Source organism: Natronorubrum thiooxidans, from assembly GCF_900156475.1.
Lineage (GTDB): Archaea > Halobacteriota > Halobacteria > Halobacteriales > Natrialbaceae > Natronorubrum > Natronorubrum thiooxidans.
Genome location: NZ_FTNR01000006.1, coordinates 85,612 through 101,623, shown reverse-complemented (window position 1 = coordinate 101,623; position 16,012 = coordinate 85,612). Strand labels below are relative to the sequence as shown.

Annotated in this window: 14 protein-coding genes; 6 read left to right on the top strand and 8 right to left on the bottom strand. The window is 61.8% G+C overall.

All coding sequences use genetic code 11. The features are described 5' to 3' along the window. Positions 1-217: 217 nt before the first annotated feature. Entirely contained in the window at positions 218-2,767 is a 2,550-nt protein-coding gene (locus tag BW940_RS09915) for a heavy metal translocating P-type ATPase (protein WP_076609048.1), read from the bottom strand. A 97-nt stretch (positions 2,768-2,864) separates the two neighbouring features. Continuing rightward, positions 2,865-3,617 (bottom strand): helix-turn-helix domain-containing protein, encoded by a 753-nt coding sequence (locus BW940_RS09910; protein WP_076609047.1) that lies wholly within the window; start codon positions 3,615-3,617, stop codon positions 2,865-2,867. 61 nt (positions 3,618-3,678) lie between these two features. On the opposite strand from BW940_RS09910, the gene BW940_RS09905 reads away from it, so the two are divergent. Next, a complete protein-coding gene (locus BW940_RS09905; RefSeq protein WP_076609046.1) occupies positions 3,679-4,203 on the top strand; it encodes a hypothetical protein in 525 nt (174 codons plus the stop codon). Positions 4,204-4,345: 142 nt separating this feature from the next. On the opposite strand, the gene BW940_RS09900 is transcribed toward BW940_RS09905, so the two are convergent. Then, on the bottom strand, positions 4,346-5,497 hold the full coding sequence (locus BW940_RS09900) for an acyl-CoA dehydrogenase family protein (protein ID WP_076609045.1): 1,152 nt from the start codon (positions 5,495-5,497) through the stop codon (positions 4,346-4,348). Between the two features lie 115 nt (positions 5,498-5,612). Here BW940_RS09900 and BW940_RS09895 point away from each other — a divergent pair, with 115 nt between their 5' ends. Together BW940_RS09895 and BW940_RS09890 are read left to right on the top strand one after the other, a co-directional pair. Next, a complete protein-coding gene (locus tag BW940_RS09895; RefSeq protein WP_076609044.1) occupies positions 5,613-7,595 on the top strand; it encodes a 3-hydroxyacyl-CoA dehydrogenase/enoyl-CoA hydratase family protein in 1,983 nt (660 codons plus the stop codon). Between the two features lie 231 nt (positions 7,596-7,826). Then, positions 7,827-8,399, top strand: a complete 573-nt coding sequence (locus BW940_RS09890; RefSeq protein WP_076609043.1) for a HalX domain-containing protein — start codon at positions 7,827-7,829, stop codon at positions 8,397-8,399. A gap of 132 nt (positions 8,400-8,531) precedes the next feature. Here BW940_RS09890 and BW940_RS09885 read toward each other — a convergent pair whose 3' ends face one another. The 4 genes from BW940_RS09885 to nikR form a co-directional block, all read right to left on the bottom strand. Beyond that, the gene (locus BW940_RS09885; protein ID WP_076609042.1) at positions 8,532-9,683 is read right to left on the bottom strand and encodes an acyl-CoA dehydrogenase family protein; all 1,152 of its coding nucleotides are present in this window, start codon (positions 9,681-9,683) and stop codon (positions 8,532-8,534) included. A 646-nt stretch (positions 9,684-10,329) separates the two neighbouring features. After that, a complete protein-coding gene (locus BW940_RS09880; RefSeq protein WP_076609041.1) occupies positions 10,330-11,517 on the bottom strand; it encodes an orc1/cdc6 family replication initiation protein in 1,188 nt (395 codons plus the stop codon). A 213-nt stretch (positions 11,518-11,730) separates the two neighbouring features. After that, positions 11,731-12,108: a cupin domain-containing protein gene (locus BW940_RS09875; RefSeq protein WP_076609040.1), complete on the bottom strand. Its 378-nt coding sequence runs from the start codon at positions 12,106-12,108 to the stop codon at positions 11,731-11,733. Positions 12,109-12,187: 79 nt separating this feature from the next. Continuing rightward, positions 12,188-12,616, bottom strand: coding sequence for a nickel-responsive transcriptional regulator NikR (gene nikR / locus BW940_RS09870; RefSeq protein WP_076609039.1), 429 nt, complete (start codon positions 12,614-12,616; stop codon positions 12,188-12,190). A 103-nt stretch (positions 12,617-12,719) separates the two neighbouring features. Between nikR and BW940_RS09865 the strand changes: the two genes are divergently transcribed. Both BW940_RS09865 and BW940_RS09860 read left to right on the top strand, forming a co-directional pair. Further along, a complete protein-coding gene (locus BW940_RS09865) occupies positions 12,720-13,511 on the top strand; it encodes a creatininase family protein (RefSeq protein ID WP_076609038.1) in 792 nt (263 codons plus the stop codon). Between the two features lie 605 nt (positions 13,512-14,116). After that, on the top strand, positions 14,117-14,923 hold the full coding sequence (locus tag BW940_RS09860) for a mechanosensitive ion channel family protein (RefSeq protein ID WP_076609037.1): 807 nt from the start codon (positions 14,117-14,119) through the stop codon (positions 14,921-14,923). A gap of 18 nt (positions 14,924-14,941) precedes the next feature. Here the strand turns inward: BW940_RS09860 and BW940_RS09855 are convergent, their stop codons facing one another. Next, on the bottom strand, positions 14,942-15,355 hold the full coding sequence (locus BW940_RS09855) for a hypothetical protein (RefSeq protein WP_076609191.1): 414 nt from the start codon (positions 15,353-15,355) through the stop codon (positions 14,942-14,944). 178 nt (positions 15,356-15,533) lie between these two features. On the opposite strand from BW940_RS09855, the gene BW940_RS09850 reads away from it, so the two are divergent. Next, the gene (locus BW940_RS09850) at positions 15,534-15,992 is read left to right on the top strand and encodes a DUF1467 domain-containing protein (RefSeq protein ID WP_076609036.1); all 459 of its coding nucleotides are present in this window, start codon (positions 15,534-15,536) and stop codon (positions 15,990-15,992) included. Positions 15,993-16,012: the final 20 nt, after the last annotated feature.

The following is a 16,012-nucleotide window of genomic DNA, read 5'->3' as shown; positions in this document are numbered from 1 at the left end:
AGTATGGGCTGGCCGAATATAGGCCACACACCAAACTACGCAAGTGGCCGTAAACGAAGGATACGGGCAGTTATACGGGGTATTTAGCACGCCAAAGAAACTATTGTGAAAGAGGCTGCAGCCGGTCGTTCACCTCGTCGGCGGCGTCACACTGTGGTGGCTCGACGGCCGGCCGGGCACCGACGCAGTTCGACGCGTCGTCGACGGCGACGACTGATTAGGCCTCGAAGGCCTCCCGGTCGATGTCGTCGGGAAGCTCCGGTTCGACGTTCGCCAGTCGCATCGCGTTGCCTGTCACGCCGAGGCTCATCCCCATGTCGCCGATGACGACCGCGTGAATCACCGTGACGATCCCGAACGGCGCGCCGGCGGCGAGGACGGCCTTGACGGCCAGGCTCGCCCAGATGTTCTGGCGAATAACACCGTTTGCTTTGCCCGAGAGGGCAAACAGATACGGCAGGCGCGTTAGATCGTCGCCCATCAGGGCAACGTCGGCTGTCTCGAGTGCCGTATCCGTCCCCGCAGCCCCCATCGCGATGCCGACGTCTGCGGTCGCGAGCGCGGGTGCGTCGTTGATCCCGTCGCCGACCATGGCGACGTGGCCCGTGTCGTCTTCGCCGCCGTGTTCGTCCGCGAGCCGGTCGATCCACTCGAGTTTCTCGTCGGGCAGGAGTTCGGCGTGGTACTCGTTGATGCCGACCTCGGCGGCGATCGCCCGCGCGGTACCCTCGTTGTCGCCGGTGAGCATTACCACGCGGATGCCCTGTGCCTGCAGCCGCGAGACGGCCCATTCGGCTTCGGGACGCACGCGATCCGCGACGCCGATGACGCCGATCGGGCCGTCATCGGTGCCGATGACCACAACGGTCTTGCCCTCGGCCTCTAAGTCAGGGACGACCCCGCTCAGAACGTCCAGACAGCCCTCCCGTTCACACTGCGGTCGGCCACCGCCCGCCGTCGACTCGAGTGTCGTTCCCCCGTCGGTCGTCCGATGGACGTGCTCGAGGTTCGCGAGCCCATCGAAGAGATCGGGTTTGCCGACGTAGTGTGTCGTGCCGTCGATCTCGGCGCGGACACCTTTCCCCGTCAGCGCTTCGAAGTTCGAGATCTCGTGCTCGTCGTCGGTCACGGCCCCCTGCTCGTCGGCGTAGCCCACGATCGACTGTCCGATCGGGTGTTCGCTTCGTCGTTCCACGGCGCTTGCACGCCGGAGGACCTCCTGCTCGTCGACACCCTCGAGCGGAATCACGTCGGTCACGGACAGATCGCCCGCGGTCAGCGTCCCCGTTTTGTCGATCGCGAGAACGTCGGTTTCGCCGACCGACTCGAGATGTCGCCCGCCTTTGATCAGGACGCCGTTTCGCGCGGCGCTGGTGATTCCCGAGACGACGCTCACCGGCGTCGAGATGACGAACGCGCAGGGACAGGCGATGACCAGCAGCGTCAGCCCGCGGAGGAACCAGGTGTTCCACGACGCCCCGACGAGCAGCGGTGGGGCCACTGCGACTGCGACCGCGAGCACGACGACGATTGGCGTGTAGACGCTTGCAAAACGGTCGACGAACCGCTCGCGGTCGGTCTTTTCCCGTTCGGCGTCCTCGACCATCCGGACGATCTGTGCGATCGTCGACTCGTCGGCTTCGCTTTCGACCTCGACCTCGAGATAGCCCGACTCGGGGATCGTCCCGGCGAACACCTCGTCGCCAATCGTCTTGTCCGCGGGCACGCTCTCACCCGTGATGGGCGACTGGTCGATCGCGCTCGAGCCCTCCCGAACGACGCCGTCGGCCGGAATCTTCTCACCCGGCCGGACCACGACCGTGTCGCCGACCGCGAGGTCGTCGGCTGGAATCGTCTCTTCGCTGCCGTCTGCGCGTTTGACGGTCGCCGTCTCGGGCGAGAGGTCCATCAGTTCGCGCAGCGAGTCGCGGGCCCGATCCATCGAGAACCGCTCGAGCAACTCGGCGATCGAAAACAACACCGCGAGCATCGCCCCCTCGAAGGGATGGTGGGCCGCCACGCTGGCGACGATCCCGACGCTCATCAGGAAGTCGATGTCGAGACTCCGGTTTCGAGCGGAGTAGTAGCCGTTTCGCAAGATTGGCGTCCCCGCAACTACCGCGGCGGCGATGAACAGGAGGTGTGATAGCGCGTAGGTGCGACCGGCGACGGCACCGAGCGTCGGATCGAGCGCCGGGACGACAAACGAGAGTGCCATCCCGACTGTGACGATCGCGGCACCGATCGCGGTCCCGATGGCTCGGCGGCTCTGCCAGATCGGATCCTCGTCGGCGACCGCGTTGGTACCGTCGTCGACGGGCGTCGCGTCGTAGCCCGCAGCACCGATCACGTCGGCGACCGACTCGGCGTCGGTTCCGTCGGCGACCGAGACGGTGACGCGACCCGACGTCGGGCGCGTCTCGATCTCGCCGACGCTGTCGGCGCTCTCGAGTGCGTTCTCGACTTTCCCGGCACACGAGGCACAGTCCATGTCGGGGACCGACAGCGTTAGCTCCGACGCCGAATCGACGATTTCGTAGCCGGCCGCTCGAACCCGCTCGCGGATCTCGGCATCGCTCGTTTGCGTGGGGTCGTACTCGACGACGAGTCGGCCGCTCGTTACCCGCGGCTCGATCCCGTCGATTCCGTCCAGTCGCTCGACACTATTGGTTACCTTCCCGGCACAAGACGGACAGTCCATCTCTGGCACCCGTATCTCGAGCGTGTGACTCGAGTCGGGCGGCGTCGATGGCGATGACGCAGTCATTACGAGTCAGTAATCACTCGTAGACTATACGGGTTATTTGGCGTGCGCCAACTTGGACGTCGACTCGGCCGGCCCATCCCCAGCCCGTCGACACCGATCACAGCTCCGCCGTATGCGTCTCGACCGATCGCTCGTCAGTGACGAACGCTGTGGCGAGGCTGGCCTCGGCCCGTCGAAGCCGGTAGGAGAGCGTCGACCGCGGCACGTCCAGTCGCTCGGCGAGTTCGGAGAGGTCGATCCGTCGGGGGGTCTCGTAGTAGCCGTACTCGACGGCCGACTGCAGTGCAGCCTGTTGTTCGCTCGGCAGCGGTCGATCGTTGTCGGGGTCGATCCTGTTGTGTTCGGGACCGAGTTCCGTCAGCCGCAACATCTCGATACCCGCACATTCGCCGACTTCTTCGCCCAGTGCATCGAAAAACTCGTGGATCGGCGCGTCGCTGCCCAACACGATCCGCCAGCGGTAGCGCCGTCCCTCGCGATAGGTCTCGAACAACAGCCCCTCGCCGAGATACTCAAGGGCGATGTGGGGAACCGACGTACAGATATCGGTGCGATCCCAGTAAGTGTAGACCACCAGCGTGTCACTCGAGCGGTCGAGCACCTGCACCTCACACTCCGCCCCGCAGTCGTCTTTGACGAGACAGTCCGCGAAGAAGTCGGCCGTTTTGTAGGCATCTTCGAGCGCCTCGAGTGCCTCCGGTGGCCCCTCGGCGTGGTCGACCCGCCAGAGGCTGTCTTCGGTGACGTGACACGACAGCGACCGGATCGACGCCGCCGGATACTCGGCGAGGACGTCGGCGACCGGGTTCGCACCCGACTCGTACTCGAGGGCGAAGACGAATTCTCTCATTGGGTCTAGACAGGGGCTCGCGCGCCAAAGGGGTTTCTCGGTGGCTGGCGTAGGATGGATGATGGGATCGACGATGGTGACCCGAAGCGAATGGCTCCACGGGTTCTGGGCGTACTACCGGCGATACACGGACACGACCGTCCACACGGCCTCGACCGCGGCGCTGGCGATCTTCGGCCTGCTCGTCTTCGTCGATCCGTGGTTCGTGGCGGTCGCGATTGGCTGTTACGTCCTGCCACCCGTCGTGCTGTATACGCTCTCTGACGAGTCGGCGTCCGACGCGGGCGAGGGGGACGTGCCCGAGGAGTCGCCGTCAACCCATGCCGACCGCACCGTCGACCCTGTGACGACGGAATCGGAGACGGGTGGCTCGAGTGGCACGGACGTTTTGGGACCGACCATGGACCGACCCACTGGTGACGGAGATACCGACAGCGATAGCGACGGTGGAGACGCGGATTTCGACGGTGTCGGAACTGACACCGATGCTGACGCCGACGGGACCGACACCGATTTCGATCGTGACGACGGCGACACGGATTCGGACAGCGACGACGGTGATACCGACTCGGACACCGACGGCTGATCAGTCGTTGCGTTCGTCGTTGGAGGCCACGAAGGCGACAACTGGCCGGGAGCGCGACTCGAGCGGAGAGGAAGGAGGAGTGGTTTTAATTGACGTTTTGTGCTGCGGGCGGGTGTACGCGGCCCTCGGCAAAACTTCGTCTCTAGAAGCCCTTGCCGAGCAGTTCGCGTGCGATGACGTTCTTCTGGATCTCGGTGGTCCCCTCGTAGATCTGGGTGATCTTCGAGTCGCGGTAGAACCGTTCGACGGGGAAGTCGTTGACGTAGCCCGCGCCGCCGTGGATCTGGACGGCCTCGTTTGCAGCGTCGACGGCGACCCGGGAGGCGTACTCCTTGGCCATCGAGGCGAGTTTGGTGATGTCGTTGCCCTGATCGACGTTCCAGGCAGCCTTGTACGTCAGGTTGCGTGCGGCCTCAGTCTCGGTCGCGATGTCAGCGAGTTTGTGCTGGACGGCCTGGAACTCGCTGATCGGCTGGCCGAACTGTTCGCGGTCCTCGGCGTAATCGAGGGCCTCACGCAGTGCGCCTTTCGCGATACCAACACCCTGGGCGGCGACGCCGGTTCGGGTGGCGTCGAAAAACTGCATCTGCTGCATGAAGGCGGCGTCGCGAGTTCCGATGAGGTTCTCCTCGGGAACGCGGACGTTGTCGAGGATGAGTTCGGCCGTGTCGGAAGCGCGGATACCCATCTTGCCGGTGATCTTGTCGGCCGAGAAGCCGTCGCGGTCGGACTCGACGACGATCTGGCTGAAGCCGTTGTAGCGACCCTCGGCGTCAGGGTTGGTCTTACACAGCATGACGAAGAAATCACCAACGGTTCCGTTGGTGATCCACATCTTGTTGCCGTTGATGACCCACTCGTCGCCGTCTTTCTCCGCGCGCGTGGAGACCGAGGAGACGTCCGAGCCGGTGTCGGGTTCGGAGATCGCGGCTCCCGAAATCTTCTCGCCCATCGCAACGGGCTCCAAGAACCGCTCTTTTTGGGCTTCGGTTCCGAACTCCTGGATGGCTTCGGTCCCGAACGAACACGCCATGATTGAGAGCGCGATGCCAGGGTCGTAGGAGAACAGTTCCTCGGCGATGAGGACTGTCTCGAGCGTCGAGTAGCCCGCACCGCCGTACTCGATGGGGATCGACGAGCCGACCAGTCCCATCTTGGCGGCCTCGTCGACGATTTCGTGGGGGAACGTTTCTTCTTCGTCGTACTTCTCCGCTTCGGGGACGATTTCGTTCTCGGCGAACCGCCTGACTTCCTCACGGATCTGCTCCTGTTCTTCGGTGAGACCGAATTCCATGTCAACGAGTTCCGAGGCCAGCGGTAAAGAGCTTTGTAACCGACAGTAAACGAAACTATAGTTTTCTTTAGGAAATAGGGAAACGTTGAAACCCGTGCCGATTGGAACTGTAACCATGGAGCTGGAAGACATCAACACCGTCGCAGTTCTCGGCGCAGGAAATATGGGCCATGGCATCGCGGAGGTCGTCGCGATGGCGGGCTACGATGTAAACATGCGAGACATCAACGAGGAGTTCGTCCAGAACGGGTACGAACAGATCGAGTGGTCACTCGACAAGCTCGCCGAGAACGACCAGCTTACCCAAGAGCAAGCCGACGCGGCCCTCGAACGGATCACACCGCTCGTCGACATGGCGGAAGCCTGTGGCGATGCGGACGTCGTTATCGAGGCCGTGCCGGAGCAGATGGAGATCAAACAAGATGTTTACACCGAACTCGAGGCGGTTGCTCCCGACCGAGCCGTCTTCGCGACGAACACCTCGAGTCTCTCGATCACGGACCTCTCCGAGTTCACGGATCGAGCCGAATCCTTCTGTGGGATGCACTTTTTCAACCCGCCGATCCGGATGGATCTCGTCGAGGTCATCTCCGGCGCCCATACCGAAGATGCCACGCTCGACGTGATCGAAGCATTTGCGGAAGACGTCGGCAAGACGCCGGTTCGCGTCCGCAAGGACGTCCCCGGCTTCATCGTCAACCGCATTCTCGTCCCGCTGATGAACGAGGCCGCGTGGCTCGTCGAAGACGACGTCGCCACCATCGAAGAGGTCGACGCGACGACAAAGTTCGACATCGGGTTGCCGATGGGGAGTTTCGAACTCGCAGACTACGTCGGTATCGACGTCGGCTATCACGTCCTCGACTACATGCACGAGGTCGCCGGCGATCGCTACGAGCCGTGCCCGCTGATGGAGACGAAAGTCGACAACGAGGAGTTCGGCCAGAAGTCCGGCAAGGGATTCTACGACTACGAGGACGGGGACGGCGCGGACGTCTCGATGGACGACGACCTGTTCAGCGAGACTGTCAAAGAACGCCTGCTCGCCGTGCTCGCGAACGAAGTCGCCTACCTCGTCGGGGACGACGTCGCCTCACCCGAAGAGATCGACACGGCAGTCAAACTCGGCGGCCGCTGGCCGAAAGGCCCCGCGAAGTTCGCCGACGAGTACGGCGTCGCCGACCTCGCTGACGCGCTCGAGGACGCCTACGAGGAGACCGACCACCCACGCTACGAGCCGTTCGACCACCTCGCCACCGTCGCCGACGAAGGCGGCTTCTACGATGACGCAGGCGAGGACGACGGCACAGTGGAGTTCGACACGATCGAGCTGACCTACCCCGGCGACAAGGTCGCACAGATCGAACTCAACCGACCCCAGCAGATGAACTCCATCAGCCTGGAACTCATCGAAGAACTCGACGCTGCAATCGACCTCGTCGACGACGACGATGACGTTCGCGCACTCCTGCTGACGGGTGCTGGATCGAAGGCGTTCTCCGCGGGCGCGGACTTCATGAGCATCGCCGGTGGCGGCGCTGACCCCTTCGATGCGGTCGAACTTTCGAAGTACGGCCAGGAAACGTTCGGTCGCCTCGAGGAGATCGAGCTGCCGGTCGTGGCCGCCATCGATGGCTACTGTCTTGGCGGCGGAATGGAACTTGCGACCTGTGCTGATATCCGGATCGCGACCTCGCGTTCGGAGTTCGGCCAGCCCGAATTCAACCTCGGCCTGCTCCCGGGATGGGGTGGCACGCAGCGTCTCCAGCGCATCGTCGGCATGGGCCGTGCAAAAGAGATCATCTTCACCGCAGATCGGTTCCCCGCCGAGGAGATGGCCGCGTTCGGGTTCATCAACGAGGTCGTCGAACCAGACGAGTTCGAGACGGCCGCACAGGACTACGCTGCAAAGCTCGCTGGCGGCCCACCGCTCGCGATGCGCTTTACGAAGCGTGCGATGCAGAAAGGCTGGGACAACCACGAAGCCGGCCTCGAGGTCGAGTCGATGGGCTTCGGCCACGTCGTCAACTCCGAAGACGTCCACGAGGGGATCAATGCCTTCTTTGGTGACGACGAGCCCGAGTTCGAAGGCAAGTAACACGAGTGCGATCTCCGGCCTGAACTGACGGGCGAAATCGATCACGTTCTGCCCGTTTCCCCGTTCGACGCTGGGACGGGACATTCACCGACACACGAGACGAGTTTGGAATATCGAGTTCGATACTGTCCGACACCGGTTCGTATCTCGGACCGTCGCGGGGTTTATGACCCGAAGGTACCATGGGTAAGCCGTGGCTCCAATCGATGAAGAGAACGGAGGGGGCAACGGGTGAGTGAGGCACTCGAGGTGCTCGTCGTCGACGACGAAGCGCGTCTCGCGGACCTGTTTGCCGCATGGCTCAAGACCGAATGGGTCGTCGACACCGCCTACGACGGTATGGAGGCCCTCGAAAAGATGGGCGACGCCGTCGAAATCGTCCTGCTGGACCGACGAATGCCGGGGCTCTCCGGTGATGAGGTCTTAGCCGAGATCAGGGATCGTGGCTACGACTCGCGGGTCGTAATGGTAACCGCAGTCGATCCAGACTTCGACATCATCGAGATGGGCTTTGACGATTATCTCGTCAAGCCGGTCTCGAAGGATGAGCTCGTCGAGATCGTCGACACCGTCATCGGTCGATCGGAATACGAATCGGACATTCAGGAGTACTACGCGCTCGTCTCCAAGAAGGCACTGCTGGAGTCCGAAAAGGCAGAGCGCGAACTCGGAACCAACGACGAGTATCAGACCCTCTGCGATCGCGTCACTGAACTCCAGGGCTGTGTCGACGAGAGCGTCGCGGAGATGCGCACGCACGATGACTTCGTCGGCGCGTTCCAGGACTTACAGCCCGAAAACTGAGTGTTGTCGCTCGATCGTACCCGAATCGAACCCCGTTCTCTCTCGACCGCAGGACTGTCGATGTCCGACAGTGGCTGCTTTGACCACCCAACGAGCGATTTCGTCATCCAGCTGTAGACTGCGACGGCCCACTCATGGGGCCTGACCGTAGATCAGGTTGCGCTGGATCTCGTTTGCGCCCTCATAGATGACGGGAATTCGGGCATCACGGAAGACGCGAGCGATTCGACGGTCGTCAAGGACCGACCGGCCGCCATGAAACTGCATTCCTTGCTCGGAGACGTCGACGGCTGCCTCCGTTGCACTCGTCTTTGCCAGTGCTGCCCAGTAGCCCGCGTTTTCACCGTTCTCGACTTTTTTGCAGGCCCGCCAGGTAAGCGCTCGAGCACGTTCGAAGTCGAGCAGCATATCCGCGAGGCCGTGCTGGACCGCCTGAAACTCGTTGATCGTTCGGCCGAACTCCTCGCGGTCGTGGACGAACTCCCAGGTTTCTTCGATGGCGGCCGCGGCGAGGCCGAGTCCGTGGCCGGAGACGATGACTCGGCCGTGGTTGAAAAACTCCGCGACCATCCAGAAGCCGGCGCCTTCGGTCCCGATCAGGTTTGCTTCGGGGATCCGACAGTCGTTGAACTCGACGTGGGCCTGCTTCGAGGCGCGCATCGCCATCTTCTCGGGGATGTGTTCGGCCTCGTAACCCTCGGTGTCAGTGGGGACGATAAACATCGAGTGGTTGCCGTAGCGGTTGTCCTCGTCGTCGTCCGTCCGGGCGTAGACCGTCACCCAGTCGGCTTCGACACCGTTGCCGATCCAGTACTTCTCGCCATTTAAGACGTACTCGTCGCCGTCTTTTTCGGCCGTCGTCTGCATTCCGGCGAGGTCACTGCCCGTCTCCGGCTCCGACACGGCGAGCCCGGAGCGCTGTGTGCCCTCCGCGACTGGCCGGATATACTCCTCACACTGCTCGTCGGAGCCGTACTTGTAGGTAATCTCGCAGCCGAAACTCGCCAGTTGCAGAGTCAACGCGATTCCGGCATCCGCCCGATAGAACTCCTCAGTCAGCGCGAGTAACTGCGGGAGATCGAGCCCGCGTCCGCCCCACTTCTCCGGAATATCCTGTGCGACGAGATTCGCTTCCTGGCCTGCCTCGAGGATCTCCTCGGGGTACGTTCCCGCCTGAAAATGCTCCTGGGCGTTGGGTTCGATGTGTTCGCGCGCGAACTCGCGCGCCTCGGCTTTGATCTCGCGTGCGTGCTCCGGGACGATGCTGTCCTCGAGTAGTTCCATAACGTGTCATACGATCGCACTATGGATATAGCCGCGGGGCAACTGTGCAAGCCACAAGCGACACCTCGAGCGGACGTGCGGGAGAATGGACTGTGATACGGTCTGCTGTACCGATTTATCGCCGATCACCAGAGACAGGGTCGGTGATCGGCGGTAATTGACTACAGCAGTCCGTATGCGATCCGATCGACGTTGTGTGATCCCCCTCGAGTTGACCGAGAGTTGGGGACCCACCCACCCCACTGCTTCCGCTGTTAGCGGTGAACTGACTGCACCACCCCCATGGGAGGGGGTGATTTGTTCTTTGTGATGAACGGAGTACGGATGTGGTTTTTAGCAATACTACTTAATTCTATACTATTCGTGTAGGGCAATACATGCAGGAACGGCACCGCTAGTGTCCCCCCGAGTGTGGCTAACAGCGGAAGCAGTGGGGTGGGTGTGGACCACACAGGTATCCAGTAACAGCGGAAGTAGTGGGGTGACAGTAGAGTAACAGTAGTGGAACGATACGGCTCGACCCATTTCTCACAGTCTTTCTGGATCTGTCTCTCACTCACAACCCCCTCTCTCACTCACAACCGTTCCGTGACTGTTCGTCGCGCTCATACAGTCTCCATGACGATTGCACAGCCGTCGACACTAGTCACGCAGCGGTATCCAACAGCTCCGACAGACCAGCTTTCACACTCGAGACCGACTGATCGAGTTCGTGTTGTTTGTACTTTCCGCCGCCTTTTCCGCGATTGACCTGCGTCGACGAGATGATACCGAGCGTTTCCAGTTCGGCGAGATACTCACGAACCGCGCGGTCGGAGACGGGATCGTTGCCCTCGCGTTCACACAACATCTCGTAGGGTTCGCGGACGTCACGCGTTCGCGCCGGCGTGTTCCCCTGTTCTGCCAAAATGGTCAGCGCCCACAAAACGAGTTGGCCGTGCATCGAGTAGTTACTGATTCCTTCGACGACCTGGTCGGTCTGGAGCCGCTCTCTGGCCTCGCTGACGTGGGCTTCTGTCACCAGATCGGCGTTGGTCTCGCGGGCGATATCACCACTCTCGAGCAGCAGATCGAGTGCCTGTCGCGCGTCACCGGAGTCTTTCGCGCCGTAGGCGGCACACATCTCGATGACGCCGCTATCGAGGACGTCGTCCTCGAACGCGACCGCTTCACGCTGGCGGAGCACTTCACAGAGTTCGTTCGCGTCGTAGGCACTGAACGAGACTTCCTTCTCGCAGAGACTGGAGCGGACTTTCGAGCTGAGTTGATTCCGGAAGTCGAGGTCATTGGAGATTCCAATGACGCCGAGCCGTGCGGCCGTCACGTCACCGTTCGAGCGCGCTCGAGGGAGCTTGTAGAGGAGGCTGTCGTCACGAATGTGATCGACTTCGTCGAGGACGATCAGAACGGTGCCGCCGAGTGTATCGAGTTCGTCGAACAAAAACTGGTAGACTGATGCCTGTGGATAGCCAGTGTTCGAGATCTGATTTGTCGGATCACGAAGCTCGTTGACGAGGGCGACGGCCGTCTGGTAACTGGAGTTGAGTCCGTCGCAGTTGATTTCGACCGTGTGGAGTTCGAGCCCGTCGACCTTGCCGGCGTCGCGCTCGAGTAATTGAAGGAGAAATCGGGTCGCAGCAGTTTTCCCGACGCCGCTTTTCCCGTACAAGAAGATATTGGAGGGTGTTTCGCCTTCGATGACGGGTTGGAGTGCCGCGTGGTACTGTCTGAGTTCTTCGTCACGACCGACCAGTTCGTCGGGTGTCCACTCCTCTAAGAGTGCTTCGCGCTCTTTGAAGATGCTCCCAGTCGGCTTGAAGCTAAAATCCGACATTGCATGACGTGTCTCGGTAGGCGGCTTTAGCCTTTGGTTCCGTTGTTTCCGATGTATCCAATACGTTATATAGTAGCAACCCCACCGCTTCCGGTGTTAGTTCAAACGGGCGTTTCGAGCGGGCGTTTCGAACAGACGTCGATATCGGATTCCGGGCATCGATATCGGATTCTCGAGTCTCGAACGAGGCGTCACCACTGTCTGCTCGAGTGCTTAGCCGGCGAATCCCGAGAGCAGCCACTCGCCGTCACCGTCCTCGTCGTCCCCGATACTCGGCGCGCTGACAAGCACGAACGCGCTTTCTTCGTCCCCGTTTCGGATCTGGCGCGTCGACGCCGGCGGGATCCAGAGTGCATCCCCGGTCTCCATTGCGACTGGATCGTCGTCGACGACCACGGTCGCCTCGCCCTCGATGAGCACGTAGACTTCCTCGTGATCGTTGTCCGTGTGATCGTGTGGCTTGCTGTTCCAGCCCGGATCACATCGTGCCACCGTCACGCCGACCCGCTCGGTCTCGAGTGGATCACTCAAAAAGTGCATCGCACTCGAGACTTGCTCGACCTCCTCGTAATTGACCTTCCGATAGCTCATGCTCGACCATTGGGCGGGCGAACGCTAAAACAATACTGTTCGGTCGAAGAGAATGACATGTTTGCCGTCCAAATCGGTGTCAGTTGTCCTGAGAGATCGGATCGAAGCTATCGACCGGAATCACGGAGTAATCGACCGTCAGCGCGTCCTTGGTCGCTCGGATCTTGCCGACGAACGTCGAGATATCCTCGAGTTGGCCCTCGAGGACGAACAGTTCCATACAGTAGTGGTCGCCGACGTGACTGTGGAAGTTCGAGGCGACGAGGTCCTCGTGTTCGTGGCGGAGATGCATCATTCGTTCTTCGACGCTGGTCGTCTCGTAGTCGAACAACACCGTGACGATGCCCATCAGCTCTCGGTCCTCGAGACGAGTGTCTTCGAACTCGCCGAGCAGGTTTCGAGAAGCCTCCCGGACGACTTCGCTGCGGCCGGTGTAGCCGTGTTCGTCCGCGAACTGATCGAGTCGCTCGAGGAGTTCGTCCGGCATCGAGACGCTTACGACTGCCATATAATAACTCGGAGGCCATAATCTATTAAGGCTTATCATCGAATCTGGGTTGACAGTCTGGCGGAGTAACTACAGTTTTCCGACTCCGTCGTAAGTAGTACGTATGTACCTCTCTCATCGGACGTGGCCGGAGGTCGGCGAGTACACGGCCGACGAGTCGCTCGCGGTCGTTCCACTCGGGTCGACCGAACAGCACGGCCCCCATCTGCCAGAGGGAACCGACTACATGATCGCCGAGGCACTCGCCCGCGAGGCGACCGAGCGGACGGGGTATCTCTGTACGCCACCGATTCCGATCGGCGTCAGCTCCCACCACCGGCAGTTTCACGGGACCATGTGGGTCGAGCCGCCGGTGTTTCGGGACTTCGTCGAGAGTTTTTCACGGAATCTCACATACCACGGCATTGATCGGATCGTCTACGTCAACGCCCACGGTGGCAACGTCGACCATCTTAGGGAGGTCGGCCGCCGACTCCACGACGATAATGCGGCCTACGCCATCGAGTGGATGTGGGACGAGTCGATCCCCGACCTGATCGAGGAGGTCTTCGAGACGCCCGGTCCCCACGGCGGTCCCAAGGAGACCGCGATGATCATGCATATCGCTGAAACTCTCGTCCGTGAAGATCGCCTCGAGGAGGCCCGCGACGGCGGAACCGTCTTCGATTACGACGCAGAACGCGTCCACGGCGCGACCACGTTCTATGACTCGATCGAGAACAGTCGAAACGGCGTCTTCGGCGACCAGACGGACGCCACGCCCGAAGTCGGCGAGCGCCTGTTCGAGGCCGCCGCAGAACAGCTCGTGGCCTTGCTCGAGTGGCTCGACGACCAGCCGATCGCGACGCTTCTGCCGGAGCCACGCGTCGACCAGCGACCTGATAGGGACGAATAGGCCCTCTCCCGGACGCTGCAGGCCCAACCCAGCTAATCATCTATTACCGAAACGGTCGGCCGGGTTGCAGGTCTCCCGGTCGATGCGCGCTCCTGTCGATCTAATTGACTCCGATCGTCGTGCGTCAGAATACTGTCGAGCACGAATTCAGAGGCTCGGGCCGTTCACACCCGGGTTCTCTCCCAGCACAGATCATCCGTGGGCAGACCGGCTGCGCCCGGATGTCGCCCACGGAACTCCCCCTCGCTCTGGACGGGAGAAGCGAGTCAGCCGGGATTCGGTTATGAATGTAACTCGGTAGGTACGACGGTGTGGTGTTCTCCGAACTGGACAGCGCCATAGCGCGAGCGATCACTCGGAATGTGGTATCGACGGCAATTGTCGTTTATCGCGAGCAGGCGCAACAGTCATTGCCCTGCGTTCTGTTCAGTCTCCTCGACCGAGATGTCGCTTTTATCGTCGTTCCGTCACGGTCCACGCGAGGCACAATTCGGGGTAACGGACACTTCAATCGAAGCGTCTTCTTCGGCCACGACTGGTTGTTTTCACGACATTTTGATAGGCACTCAATTACAAAGCATGGGGTACGACAACGGTGTTCACGCATGGTACAGCAACAACCCGCCCAACAAGTTCCCGACTGGTTGCAAGATCCGGTCGCAGAACTCGTCACGTTCCTCCCGCGATTGGTCGGTGCACTGGTGATCCTCTTCATCGGCTGGCTTATCGGTCGCATCGCCGCGCGAGCCGTCCGGCGGCTCGCCGACGGGATCGAACTCGACAGAATGGTTCTCGAGACGCCCCTCGGCCGTATACTCGGTGGCACGGAGCAAGCGGTCTCCAGTGCGTTCGGCTCCCTTGCGAAGTGGTTCGTCTACGGTCTTGCCATCCTTGCGGCCGCCAACGCCCTCGCGATTCAGCTGCTGTCGGAGTGGGTTTCGACGGCGGTAGCGTACTTGCCGGCCTTTATCGCCGGACTGCTCGTTATCGTCATCGGATTCGTCGTCGCCGACTTCATCGGTGACGTCATCGAGCGGACGCAAGCGGCGGCCCAGACCGCCTACGCGAACTGGTTCGCCAACGGCGCTCGGATGTTCTTGTACTTTACCGCGATCGTCATCGGCCTCGGCACGATGGGGATCGACGTCGGCATCCTCTACGTCTTTGCACGAGCACTCGCGTGGGGACTCGCCGCAGCGGTCGCCATCGGTGCCGGCATCGCGTTCGGCTGGGGTGGCAAGGACTACGTCGCCGACAACATCGATCGCTGGATGGGACGCACCGCCACTGTCACGCCCGATGACCGATCGTCCGACAGCGGGCGGACGACCGAGCGCGACCGTTCCACCGACAGCCGATCCTCTCGGTCCGACCGCGAACCCGGATCGGAACCCGGTCCGACCGACGACTGATTCGCTCGAGGACTCCCGTCACTCGGCGGCCGATTCGACCCGCGACGCGTCGTCGGTTCGATCCCGAGGAAAAAGCGGTTTGACTGGGACGACGACGAAGGATTTGACGGAGCGATTATCCGACGGCCGCCACTTCTCGAGACGCGTCAGTGCGTGCGTTTCGGCGTAACAGTCCTCGAGTCGCTCGAGTGCGGCTTCGAACGCGTCTCGGTCGAACTGGTCAGCGGGGACGGGGTCGGTGGCGACTGCGATGCCCCGCACCCGTGCGTACACGTCGAGACGGCCCTCGAAGACGTGTTCGAGGTCCTCGATGCAGCCGTGAACCTCGCCGAACGCCGATCGATCGTCACGCGTCGGGAGGGAGATGTACGCCTGATACCGATCGGGCTGGCCCGTCACGTGTCGCTTCCAGAGTCGCTTCAGATACCGCACGAATTGTCCTCCGAACTCGGATCGACGCTTGTCCACATTCGTTCTCACGTTCGTCTCGTCGGCACCGGTAATACGTCCTTTGTTGTCGACCGCGACCGAGCAACTGACGATCCCCTGTCGCTCGGCCGCGGTCGGTCCGCGAGAGTTTTGTACACCTACCCACTACCGCTGTCAAGCCATGACTCGGCCGTTCTCTAGCTCCACCGTTCCACGACTCGTCGGTTCCGTGGCGGTCGTCGCCGTCGGCGTCGCGGTTAATACCGGCTTGGAATCTCCCTCTCGATTGCTCCTGGGTCTCGTGTTGATCGCTCTCGGGATCGCTGGCGTCGCCAGCGCCGCTCGAAACTACAGCGTCGATCGACTTCGACTGGCGACACAACGCTGGTGGACGATCGCACTCGGTAGCTTTCTCCCGTACGCGCTGGCGACGGCACCCGCGAGCGACTCGGCGGCAGCCGTCGGAAGCGCGTTCGCCGGCCCGACCGTCTCGCTCGCCCTCGAGTCGGTCGCCGCTGCGGTGGTGTGCTGTGCGGTGGCGCTGACGGTACTGTACGGGTTCGCACACTACGGGATCCATCCCGGCCGCCGGTCTCCCGAAGAGCGAATCCTGGCCGACGGGGACGGACACGACGAATAGCACCATCCCGTTCGGTTGGT

Bases quoted from the DNA above. Each gene is read 5' to 3' on its own strand.
- nikR (WP_076609039.1), bottom strand. From the start codon at position 12,616: ATGGCAGTCGTAAGCGTCTCGATGCCGGACGAACTCCTCGAGCGACTC.
- BW940_RS09880 (WP_076609041.1), bottom strand. From the start codon at position 11,517: ATGTCGGATTTTAGCTTCAAGCCGACTGGGAGCATCTTCAAAGAGCGC.
- BW940_RS09910 (WP_076609047.1), bottom strand. From the start codon at position 3,617: ATGAGAGAATTCGTCTTCGCCCTCGAGTACGAGTCGGGTGCGAACCCG.
- BW940_RS09865 (WP_076609038.1), top strand. From the start codon at position 12,720: ATGTACCTCTCTCATCGGACGTGGCCGGAGGTCGGCGAGTACACGGCC.
- BW940_RS09885 (WP_076609042.1), bottom strand. From the start codon at position 9,683: ATGGAACTACTCGAGGACAGCATCGTCCCGGAGCACGCACGCGAGATC.
- BW940_RS09875 (WP_076609040.1), bottom strand. From the start codon at position 12,108: ATGAGCTATCGGAAGGTCAATTACGAGGAGGTCGAGCAAGTCTCGAGT.
- BW940_RS09900 (WP_076609045.1), bottom strand. From the start codon at position 5,497: ATGGAATTCGGTCTCACCGAAGAACAGGAGCAGATCCGTGAGGAAGTC.
- BW940_RS09860 (WP_076609037.1), top strand. From the start codon at position 14,117: ATGGTACAGCAACAACCCGCCCAACAAGTTCCCGACTGGTTGCAAGAT.
- BW940_RS09915 (WP_076609048.1), bottom strand. From the start codon at position 2,767: ATGACTGCGTCATCGCCATCGACGCCGCCCGACTCGAGTCACACGCTC.
- BW940_RS09895 (WP_076609044.1), top strand. From the start codon at position 5,613: ATGGAGCTGGAAGACATCAACACCGTCGCAGTTCTCGGCGCAGGAAAT.
- BW940_RS09905 (WP_076609046.1), top strand. From the start codon at position 3,679: ATGGGATCGACGATGGTGACCCGAAGCGAATGGCTCCACGGGTTCTGG.
- BW940_RS09850 (WP_076609036.1), top strand. From the start codon at position 15,534: ATGACTCGGCCGTTCTCTAGCTCCACCGTTCCACGACTCGTCGGTTCC.